We start from the raw sequence: 11,162 nt of genomic DNA, 5'->3' as shown, positions 1-11,162 counted from the left end.
CTGAAACTCAGTATATTGTATAAAAGTCGCTCAACTTTAGGAGGTTTGGTTTCTCGTCTGAATTACGCAACAAAGCCGAGCAGAAGCGAAAGAGCGGCTCGAGCATCACCGACATCCTCTTGCATTTAATCAATGTATTATGGTCGAAAGCCACACTGACCATTTAAAGCTCGTGAATCGACTCGCGAGCACAGCAGAAGCTGCTATCGTAGTTGCGGCCTCAGGAATGTGTGAAGGTGGACGAGTCGTCAATTATTTGGAAGCTTTACTGCCTGATGAAAGAAATGATGTGCTATTTGCCGGCTATCAAGCGGAAGGGACTTTAGGTCGGCGTATCCAAGATGAAGCAAAAAGTGTATTGATTGAAGGTAAACGCGTAAAAATGAAAGCTCAAATTCATACGATGTCAGGCTACTCTGCACATACCGATATGAACGACTTAATACAATTTGTAACTGCCATTCCCACTCCTCCTAAGGAGGTTCACCTTATACATGGTGAGGAAGATTCGAAAAAAGCACTTTATCAACAACTAATCAACCTCGGATATAACTGCGTATTATAGTGAATTAGATAATTATTTAATTTCGAGACAACATAATATATCGCAAACATAGTTTGTCGAATTCATTGATATAGTTACGTCAAGATTCAAAAACAAGCCATAAGTAAGGACTCAGGTTCAAGAAAATTCTCAAAGTTACAAGCATGTTCTGGATTAAGGGATATAATTTCTATACGAATTAAATTATAATCGCCGACTTGTAAGCAATTGGCTAGCCGAAAACAACTTATTCCATTCCTATGACAGACAGTATGAGCGACACGCTTCAAGAACGAGAAGCAACTGAATTAGCTAAGAATAATTCTATCAGCATAACATCAACATTGGACGAGTTATCAGCAAGCGAAACCGATGCTTGTATTTATATCTACTGTCCAAAAGAAGACGAAACAAAGATTGCTCAGGTACTTAAGAGACATCCTGAGATTAACGCTCAAGTTAATAACTATGCCCTTAGGGATTTCAAGAGTAAAACGCTTTGCCACTTCAAAAGCTCACACCTAAACCCTGAGCAGCAAGCGTTTCTTGTAGCTGCAACAGAACTAGGGGCTTGGGTTGAGCCTTTAGTGAGCTACTTTGATCGTTCACTTGGCTACACTGAAACTGAGCTCTTGCATAGCGGCTACTTCTTACACCAAAAAGCTTTTTCTATCCTCTCTAATCGTAAGAACAGCTGGCAAAAGCGCTTCATCGATCTATTGTTTGTATTCATGCTTGCATGGGTTGCTATTCCTGTAGGGCTTATTACAGCTCTGCTCATTAAGCTTGAGTCACCAGGCCCGGTATTCTTTAAGCAGCGTCGTACTGGCCAATATAATGAAGAGTTTGAAGTGATTAAGTTTCGCTCGATGCGAAACGATGCGGAAAAGAATGGTGCCCAATGGGCAACTAAAAATGACGCGCGCGTAACGAAAGTCGGCTGTTTTATTCGTAAGACTCGCATAGATGAGCTCCCTCAGTTAATCAATGTACTAAAGGGAGAGATGTCGATGGTTGGCCCACGCCCAGAACGCGAGGTGTTCATCTCTGAATTGGAAAAAGCCATTCCTTACTATCGATTTCGTCACGCCGTTAAACCTGGGGTAACTGGCCTAGCCCAAGTAAAGTACCCTTACGGCGCATCGGTAGAAGATGCTATTTGGAAGCATAAGTACGATATTTACTACATCAAACATCAAAACTGGAAAATGGAAGTGAAGATTCTGTTTCTTACGATAAAAACAGTTTTATTTGGCATGGGGCGTTAAGCTACTTATTAGTAACCGTTCACCAGCAACGCATTGACACAAAAAACGTGACCATTCGCACTGGATCCCACTTTGCCTATTGAATGATCATTCCTAGCGTTCATGCTGACTGCATGACTAAGAAAAATCCAAATTCTCATCGACACCACCTATTGCATCGGATATCAACGAAGCTAATGCGTTGATATCCGAGTTATGGGAGTAATTACGCCATTATGAAGATAAGTTAAAAACGAGCAGTACTAATTCTTCGAAATCCCCTTCTACCGATGGACCTAAAGAGCGGGCTGAACGAAAAAAGCTCAAAGCTCTAGTGATCGCAATCCGAGAGGAGCTAAACAGGGTCACGAAGGGCATAAACGACAACTCTCAGAACTAAAAGAGTCCGATATTGTTGTTGATTGCTACCCTAAAAACACATGCCCTTGCTGCGGTGACACTGACCTCGAAATGAGTGGCAAGCCGTTTTATCGCCATCAAGTTCATGAAATCCCACCACCACGCATAGACATTACTGAATACCAGCTTTACTCGGGCAAATGCACGCGCTGCGGAGAAGCCGTAAAAGCACAAAAACCCAACAACGTCCCTCAAGGGATTATGGGGCCAAATTTAATGAGTCATATCGCCATACTGGCTGGTCAATATCATCTCAGCGTCCGAAAAATGCGCTCCTTATTGCAAGAGCAGTTTGGCACGACCTTCTCAGTGGGTGCCATAAGTGAAGCGCAAAGCCGCATTGTCTCTATGCTTACACCACTGCATCAAGCAATCAAAACCAATATACAATCTGCGCCATTAGTACATGTAGATGAAACCTCTCACTCGAGAAATGATGAGGAGCGCCTACGTTGGTGCTGGCTAGTCGCAAGCGATGATTTAGTCTATGAAAAAATCCTTTACTCTCGTTCTACGCATTCAGCAAAAACAGTACTGAACTCAGATTATTGTGGCATCGTGGTCAGTGACCAATATAGTGGCTACAACTGGCTCTCTCAGGATAAACATCAATTATGTTGGTCGCATGTCATTCGCAATTTACAACAAATTGCCGATTACTCAGGTAAAGGCCATACCGCCCAAATAGGTCAGCGCCTTGTGCTGCTCAGCAAACTAGTCTTTCGAACTCGCCATCGTTGGGAAGCTGGCAAAATCGATGACGTTCTATATCTAAATCGGCTGAGTCGTCTACGATGTCATTTTGAACAATGGCTAGAAAAGGGAGCAATACAAATCCCGATTCAGCGTTATCAAGAGCGGTGTCGAAAACTTAAAGAGCATAGCCAAAGTCTATGGCTGTTCCTAACTAATCCCAAAATCCCTCTCACCAATAATGAGGCAGAGCGACGGTTGCGTGGCTTCGTTATTCAACGAAAAATCAGCTACGGCACAACCTCAGATGCAGGGGATAAGTTCCGAGACAGGCTGCACTCGCTGATAGAAACCTGCAAGAAGAGGCAGATATCTTCAATCGAGACTTTAACTCACATTGTAACTGCTGTGATCTTACAGCAGCCATACCCTAATGTCTTCGACCTTAACGAAGCTAGCTTTTACGCAAACGCTTAGTCAATAACCCGTTGGTGAACGGTTACCTTTTCGGTAGCTGCTCTTTTTATTTTGTCCTTTGCACTATAAACTCAAGCACTACTAAATGCTTAATCCATACACCTAACTAAACCAAGCGCATATCAACTTAAAATATTCAAGTAATGCAACAAGCAACACAATTAGCCCCTTAGTGACGGCCAGTGTAGATTCTTATATATGAATCTCGATAGTTACGGATATCAAACTCAGTTGAACAATGTAAAGCCTGACCTTTTACTGTTTTATAGTTGGATTTAAGCAACTGTAGTTTAGTGGCAATATCATCAGGGTAATTGTCGACTAAAACCCCATTTCCATTTATTAACTCAGAGCACCCACCAACATTACTCAATAACAAGGGCACCCCTGCAGATGCAGCCTCTAACGCTGACATCGGTAGACCTTCACTATCAGAAACTAAAGCGAAAAGGTCGTAACGACCAAAATCATCGAAATCACTTACAGCACCAACGAAGTTGACGTTTTGAGTTTGTTTGCAATCTCGCTTTAATGGTCCATCTCCAACGATGTCCAATTGAACATCGGCTAGGTTTTCAATAGCTTCGATCAAAATATCGGGTCTTTTGGGTTTAGCCAAACGGCCTAAAAAGAGAATACGAAATATCTCAGATTCTTCTTTTCTCACTATATTACGAGGAAATACACTATTTCTTATATACGCCAGCTTATTATCTCGAATGCCTATTATGTCAATGGCATCTTGGCGATCCTTTTCTGAAACACAAAGAATTGAATCAGACAAATAAGAAAGTAACTTTTCGACTGTTATAAACAATTTCTTCAGGCTGCCGCCATTATAAATACACGACCAGCCATGAGAGACGTATATCACCCTACATCCGGTGAATAACTTTAGCAAACGGGCGTATACGCCTGCATTGGCTGAACTTGCGATAAGAATATCTATTCTATTGCTTCGAACAAAGTGAACTAATTTAAATAATGTCTTTAAACAAAACTTTTTTTCTATTCCCGGAACGAATAGAGTTTGTTGAACACTCACACGCTCAGAAAGCCAACCAGGCTTGTTGGTCACCAAAAAATGTTCGAAATCTTTGTCTAACAGAGATATTTGGTCCTTCACCCAAGTCTGAGCTCCGCCAATCTCAGACTTAGTGATTATATGTGCAACTTTTAACATAAAGGTAAGATCATATGACTACAATGAACGGTAAATTGAAACCCACTTGTCGGCAACTGCGCTTAATGAGTAGTTCGCTACAATATATTCTCGAGCTAGTTTTCCTATTTTTTCTCTTTTAGATGCTGGTAATTCGATATATGTGGCCAGCGCTTCCGCTAAAGCGTTGCTGTTTCGAGTAGGCACAACCTTACCATTTTCCTGAACTGCTCCTCGGATCCCACCGCAATCGGTAGCAACGACTACTCGCTCACACGCCATGGCTTCCAGAAGAACAAGTGGCAATCCTTCCCAAGCAGACGACATAACAAAAATGTCTGCAGCGCACATCCAGTTTTCGACATCAGACTGAAGCCCAAGAAACTGAACGCTATTACTGAGATTCATATCATGAACCTTTGCCTTTATTTCTTCTTCTAGCTCACCAACACCAACAATCGCAAGCTTGGCCTTTACGTTGTTGCTTGCTATCAACTCAGAAAACGCATCAAGTAAGTTTGGATAGTCTTTGGGCTCTGATAAACGGCCGACGGCTAAAAGCAGCATCTCATCAGAACCAAGTTTGAGAAGCTTTCTTTTCTCTTCACGGACGCTGACATCAAAGTGAAATTTGTCTACATCTATCCCGTTGACTACCGCAGCAATTTTCCCTGGCTTACAAGTTTTCTTGTCTAAATATACCTTTACCGCTTCTTCACTTACATTGGTGTTCAGGTTACATAACCAATCCGTATACCTGTAAGCTAATGTACGCAGAGTTCCACCTTCATTTGTACTATGAGCGGTGCACACTAAGGGTGCAGATGAACCAATCAGCTTTAGAAATCGCGAAAAGATATTTGCATGGATCATGTGGCTGTGGACAACGTCTGGCTGAAAACGGTCTATGTGCTTTTTGGCTTTTAACAAGGCTTGCAGAAGACTCAATGGTGCCTTAGTTGCCTTAAGTTCAATGAGCTCTACAGTGCTACTTTTGGGAGTTAAAATAGTCTTTCCTGTCAACGAGATAAGCTGAACCAAATGCCCTTTAGAGGAAAACTGGTCAGCTAAGTCACACACTTGCTTTTCTCCTCCCCCGACTTCAAGTCCAGTTGAGATTAACGTTATTTTCAAGATGATACTCCCCAACCAAAGTAAGGCATACTAATTCGGCCCATATAACTAAAAATAAAAAACAATATGAAAGCACATCTAAAGAGTACTTTTCTTGACGATGTTAAATAACAACCAGCAATCAAAACCAATACAACAAAGCTTTCAAACACACGTCCAGTCACTTCGGTTAAAAAATATGTCGACAGGTAGAAGAGAGCACCTGATATTTCAAAAGCATACTTATGACAATAACGTCTACCTTGCATCCAATAGAGTACGAGAATCGACGACCAGAACAAAAATGCTCCGCCACTAACATTTGCATTTACGAACGCGTATTCGTTAGCTTGCCTTGCGCCTAAAAACGCACTAATGATGGCCAAAGATAGTGCAATCCCAATACCAATAGCGGATATGGTAACGCCTCTGAAATTACGTGTAAGCTTTATCTTTTTTGATAAAATTACGACACCATATACAAGAAGAACAAAAAAGAATGATACATGTATAAGAGGTGTAATTAAAAAAAGGACTTTCCTAAAAAAGCAGTCTTTATAGTAGTAAGCCAATAAAAATACTGATATTGCCACACCTTGTCTTAAGTGAATAATGTAATTTTTAACAACCTGTGGAAAGAGAAGTATAATTAAAACGAGAAAAACTTCCTTTCTGTTATTCTTCAAGCAAACATAGCAACTCAAAAAAGACGAAAAGAAGACTAAAACTCTTATGATGTTTTCAGGTGAAAAGAACACTCTGAGAGACATATTCATTAATAACCAAATAGGTTCATTAAATAAGACTCTCACATCTCCCTTAGATAAATAACGCAACATAATTAGCCATGCATTACTAGCATAGTCTAAGTAATTTGCTCTATCTATGATAGAACCATCTATAGGAAAAATTAACACCAAGCTCAAGGCATAAATCATCGATAACGAAAATATTGCCAACTTTGGTGTATTTCTAACTCTATGCATTAAACAATAATCTCTCCCAAGATTTTAATATGTAATCCCTTTGATAACGAAGTGCCGTTTCTTTAACTGACTCATTGGCTGGTGGGTGTTCATAAGCTTCAATTATGGCTGTAGCGAGAGCTTGAACATTCCCTTGTTCTACTAATGTACCATTACTATTATTTACGATTATTTCACTTGGGCCGCTTGGGCAATCAAAGGAAACAATAGGCGTTCCCAACGTTATAGATTCGACCAACACATTGGGAAACCCTTCGTATAAGCTCGTCATTAAGGTTAGGCGAGCCTTGTTATAATATCCTATTGTGTCTGATTGAAATCCTTCAAACTTAACTCTATCGGAGAGCCCTAGCTCTTCAACTTGTTGCTCTAGAGCACCTAGCAGACTACCTTGACCAATAAACACAAGAGATACCTCAGGAATGCTTTTAGCGACTATAGAGAATGCGTCAATTGCATAGTGAAACGCCTTCTGCTTCTCCAAGCGACCCACGCACAATATATAGTTTTCCTTTGCCGACTCTCCAGGAAAACTCTGACTAAAGCTTTCAACCTTGCTCGACACAGGATTATAAATCACGGAAGTTTTACTCTCAGTCGATGGAATGGTCTTAACAAGATCATCTCTCATGCCAACGCACTGGTTAACGATGTGATCAGCCTTACCGTAAAGAAGTTTGATTAAAGGCACAACGACAAACTTCCCCAAAAAGCCCTTAATATCCTTAGTGTTACGTGAAATTGTATTAATATTTCTTGATATGATGGTGTAGTTTTTAATAAGCGTCCATCGAATGATTACCAATACCATTGTTAACTCGTAATTAAACGCCAACCATTTGTCTATATCACTATTTTTAATAAAATTTCTTAAAGGAGCCAACGCATGACGAGCTTGGCGCACATCCAAAGATACCAGTTTTACTTTATCACTAACAATGCTTAGATAGTCTGCATTATCTAGATTAAGAACAACGAGTGTTACGTCAGCTCCACGCTCGGCCAAACCATTTGCGATATTTACGCAGACCCCTTCAGCCCCCCCGCCAGCCAAAGAGCTGATTAATAGGCATACTTTATTTTTACTCATATTATTTGACTTCGCTTTCATTCTAGCTTTGTTGGACTTTTCGAGACTGTAGTTTATAGCTAACGTAATAATCCATGAAGAATAGGAAGCGAGCCGTTGTAATGGACAACGCTCCTCCAATCAGGCCATAGTGAGTTATTAATACTAAGGCTAGCCCGCCTGAAATCAATGAGACTCGGAGAGAAATATTTCTGTAGAGTTTATCCATACCTTTGGGCAGAAAATACCCTTGACTGTATGAATTTGCGACACCAACAAATAACACTCCAACAATAAGGATTATGAGATATTCGTTTGCAGATGAAAACTCTTTACCTAAGAAGACACCTAAAACATACTCACCAAATAGGAATATAAATATCATCGGCGGAACGCTAACAAAAACATTGGCTATAATTAATTTTGATACCTGACTTTCGTTTATTCTCGAAACAACAGGATAGACAGCTTTAGCCAGTACGTTTTGTAATGTAACAACCACTGAACACAATCTGGATGCTATTGCAAACTTTGCAAACTGCTCTGGAGGATATGATGTACCTAGAATAATAGTTGGAATTGAGTTATACAAGTTAGGTGCTAAAAGCCCGATAAAAACATGAAAACTACTTTTTAATGTACTCAAAAATCCAAATGAAAATTTTATACTTAGCTTTTCATTTTTCTTGCAGCTGTAAGTCAAATATAGTCCACTCAATAGCGAGGGTAGACTTGTAGCCAGCAAAGCGTTACTTATATCACTTTCATTGTTTATAAAAAACAATATTACCAATAAATTCGCAAATTTATTGGCTAGCATAACCTTTGTAACTAGCATCATCTCACTCATACCCTGATAATACCAAACAGGCGTAAGAGCGTAGCCAATTAAGTAAGGTATGGCAGCGACTGACATGTAGGTCAAAAATTCTTCACTACCATAAAACACAGCATAACCTAAACAACATAGGATATAGACTGTAGCTAGAAATAACCTTAGACTTTGCGTTTGAACAAATAGACTATTTTTTACTGAGAAGTTATTTCTATTTTTTGACAGTTCTCGTACAGACGTATAGTGAGTACCGTAATCAATAATAGTATGTCCAAAATAGAGAACCGTCAGAATAAGGAGGTAAATTCCATATGATGTGGCTCCAAGTGCCCTTGTTAGTAGGGGCATGGTCACAATTGGAATTACTAAACCAATTAGGTCTATCACTCCAAAACCAATGAAATTTTTAGCAATTTCTTTTAACTTTGACATATTTTATATAAAAACAGCACTGGCATTATATAAATACCAGTGCTTTGAGCTACAAATTAAGCAAGTCTATCGTGAGGATACTCTTCACCACGCTGCTGAAAATCTAAAATTTTTCTATTGACCACTCTGCCATTTTCTATCTCTAATGCCTTGAGCAGTGTTTTATTTTCTTTCCAGCTATCCGATACCAGCATAGGTATATAGTCAAATATTGACTTGGTAATCTCATATGAGGCTGATTTCCAATAGATAGTTGGAGTATGATCTACACAATAGTAATAAACTTTGTTTTTTACGGTAAATGCTGGCTCATCAAAGTCTGTAGGTTTAGCAAAGTAAAAACCCATACCTTCGTCACAACTGATATCAATGATATCAATTTGCTTATCCAAAGAATCGACAAAGCTTTCATCACGGATAAACATCAATGGATCTGTAGGATTTTGTAATACACAGTTAATGATCACATCATATTGTTCAAGTGCTTTGTGACTATCTATGTATTGAGCATCATCAGTTTCTAGAATAACGTTATTGCCATCCAGCTTCATTTGCTTGTAGTCGACACTTTCTACTGGCGCATTAATTAAATAGCTAGGTCTTTTGCTGTAAACAGAAATGTCATTAATGCCGAGAGATTTTAAACTGCTAATAGCACCTCGAGCCGTAGCCCCAAAACCTAACACACAAGCTTTAATTCTTTTACCAAAAAAGCCATTCTTGCCACTTAACATCATCATGTGCTGAACTGCTGCATAACCAGCCAGCTCATTGTTACGATAGAAAATATGGGTATTGTCATTCCCACCGTACATGGCTTCCCAAGCAATTATTGTCATTTTCTTATCGATTGCTGCTTGAGTAATTTCCTTACCTTGCACACAATGAGGCCATCCCCAAAGGACTTTACCTTCATCAAAATATTTGAAGTCTTCCGTTGTAGGTTTTGGTAATAGCCATACGTCACAGTATGTGTACAAACTCTCGCGATCTAGAACGCCTCCGAACTCTTGTTCAAAAAAAGCATCACTGATACCAAAGGCTTCTCCATAGCCTTTTTCAAAATACATATGTTCTCTTACATCACTTGGGAACCGTTCTAGAAAGTCTGGATGTATCGCAATTCGTTTCTCATGTTTTTTGGCTGACCGACCAAATACAGCTAGCTTTTTCATTCTATACTCCTTCATGCAGCATTTTTATAAAATCATTCACTCTTGGATCCCAGCAAGAGTTGTCACAATGTATACCTTCCTCAAAGACAAACTGATTATCTTCAAGCTTAAACCTGCCAGGTTTTCCATCTACTTTCATTTGATACGGTCTGTATGCACCAATAACCGACTGCATTTCGTTGACAAAATACTCACCCTCTGTGGTCTCAAAGACATCGAGAACCATGCATCGCATTTGCATTTTGTCTGTTGCATCTTTAAGAAGATGCAGTAGCTCGTCCGTAGGCCTGTTCCAGCCAACCAGTTCAGAGCCGCTAGCATAGCCATTTTCTCCCAACAACTTTTGATGACCAAAATAGCTATCTCCAATACGTATCATTCGCCATTCCCACTTAATGTTCAGGAAATCCTGAATGATAGCGTAGTGCTTTTGAGCTCGACCAAATCGAGGAACTTTAATCCCTTTAGTTGAGATCCATGGAACTAAACCTAAAGCTAACTCTGGGCTGAATCGACCAAAAACACGATCGATATATTTTTTGTACTGCTTTGCATCTTTTATAATTGATACAGCGCTTCCCCCAGCTCCAATATTACTCTTTGAAACTACTGGGAATGTAATATCCTCAAGATTTGAGAGAGCTTCATGCTTGCTAGAATAAATTCTGGTTTTTGGATGAGGTATGTCAAAATGCTTTAGAAACAGACACATATTTCTTTTGTTTTCATATGTATATATTTCATTCAAAGATGGGTATATAGGCTTTTTCAAAACCTCATTGATGAAATATACTCTTTCATCAAATATTGTCTTATGCTCTTGATAATTACATGGAGGGCGAACGATATATCCATCAATATTTTCTTCGCAGCTATCAAGCCAGTCATTAGACATTAAATCAATAACTTTATAATCCGCACCAGACTTTCTTACAGAGTCTTTCATTTTTTCCAACTCGTGCCCCTGATAGCATAAAATGCCAATTTTCATATCATTCACCAAAACTTT

General features: G+C 39.5%; 9 protein-coding genes and 2 pseudogenes. 4 read left to right on the top strand and 7 right to left on the bottom strand.

Annotated features, from left to right (window positions below; genetic code table 11):
• Positions 1 to 82: 82 nt before the first annotated feature.
• The 4 genes and pseudogenes from R7Z10_RS20025 to R7Z10_RS20015 all read left to right on the top strand — a co-directional run.
• Positions 83 to 565 (top strand): annotated as a pseudogene (locus tag R7Z10_RS20025) (MBL fold metallo-hydrolase RNA specificity domain-containing protein); the annotation flags it as partial.
• 239 nt (positions 566 to 804) lie between these two features.
• Positions 805 to 1,812 carry a sugar transferase gene (locus R7Z10_RS20020; protein ID WP_213971420.1) on the top strand — a complete coding sequence of 336 codons (1,008 nt, stop codon included), beginning with the start codon at positions 805 to 807 and terminating at the stop codon, positions 1,810 to 1,812.
• A gap of 265 nt (positions 1,813 to 2,077) precedes the next feature.
• Positions 2,078 to 2,191 (top strand): annotated as a pseudogene (locus R7Z10_RS23795) (hypothetical protein); the annotation flags it as partial.
• Positions 2,192 to 2,202: 11 nt separating this feature from the next.
• Entirely contained in the window at positions 2,203 to 3,381 is a 1,179-nt protein-coding gene (locus R7Z10_RS20015) for an IS66 family transposase (RefSeq protein WP_369292882.1), read from the top strand.
• A gap of 169 nt (positions 3,382 to 3,550) precedes the next feature.
• On the opposite strand, the gene R7Z10_RS20010 is transcribed toward R7Z10_RS20015, so the two are convergent.
• The 7 genes from R7Z10_RS20010 to R7Z10_RS19980 are packed head-to-tail and all read right to left on the bottom strand — an operon-like array spanning position 3,551 to position 11,144.
• Complete coding sequence (locus R7Z10_RS20010) at positions 3,551 to 4,564, bottom strand: glycosyltransferase (protein ID WP_213971421.1); 1,014 nt, start codon at positions 4,562 to 4,564, stop codon at positions 3,551 to 3,553.
• Positions 4,565 to 4,582: 18 nt separating this feature from the next.
• Positions 4,583 to 5,677, bottom strand: a complete 1,095-nt coding sequence (locus R7Z10_RS20005; protein WP_213971422.1) for a glycosyltransferase — start codon at positions 5,675 to 5,677, stop codon at positions 4,583 to 4,585.
• A complete protein-coding gene (locus R7Z10_RS20000; RefSeq protein ID WP_213971423.1) occupies positions 5,674 to 6,642 on the bottom strand; it encodes an EpsG family protein in 969 nt (322 codons plus the stop codon). The genes R7Z10_RS20005 and R7Z10_RS20000 overlap by 4 nt, the downstream gene beginning before the upstream one ends.
• The gene (locus tag R7Z10_RS19995; RefSeq protein ID WP_213971446.1) at positions 6,635 to 7,732 is read right to left on the bottom strand and encodes a glycosyltransferase; all 1,098 of its coding nucleotides are present in this window, start codon (positions 7,730 to 7,732) and stop codon (positions 6,635 to 6,637) included. The genes R7Z10_RS20000 and R7Z10_RS19995 overlap by 8 nt, the downstream gene beginning before the upstream one ends.
• 22 nt (positions 7,733 to 7,754) lie before the next feature.
• The gene (locus R7Z10_RS19990; protein WP_213971424.1) at positions 7,755 to 8,978 is read right to left on the bottom strand and encodes an oligosaccharide flippase family protein; all 1,224 of its coding nucleotides are present in this window, start codon (positions 8,976 to 8,978) and stop codon (positions 7,755 to 7,757) included.
• Positions 8,979 to 9,034: 56 nt separating this feature from the next.
• Positions 9,035 to 10,153 (bottom strand): N(5)-(carboxyethyl)ornithine synthase, encoded by a 1,119-nt coding sequence (locus R7Z10_RS19985; RefSeq protein ID WP_213971425.1) that lies wholly within the window; start codon positions 10,151 to 10,153, stop codon positions 9,035 to 9,037.
• 1 nt (position 10,154) lies between these two features.
• On the bottom strand, positions 10,155 to 11,144 hold the full coding sequence (locus R7Z10_RS19980) for a RimK family alpha-L-glutamate ligase (RefSeq protein ID WP_213971426.1): 990 nt from the start codon (positions 11,142 to 11,144) through the stop codon (positions 10,155 to 10,157).
• Positions 11,145 to 11,162: the final 18 nt, after the last annotated feature.

The sequence above is a fragment of the Vibrio sp. Vb1018 genome, from assembly GCF_033338775.1.
GTDB lineage: Bacteria > Pseudomonadota > Gammaproteobacteria > Enterobacterales > Vibrionaceae > Vibrio > Vibrio alginolyticus.
This window is presented reverse-complemented; position numbering and strand designations above follow the sequence as displayed.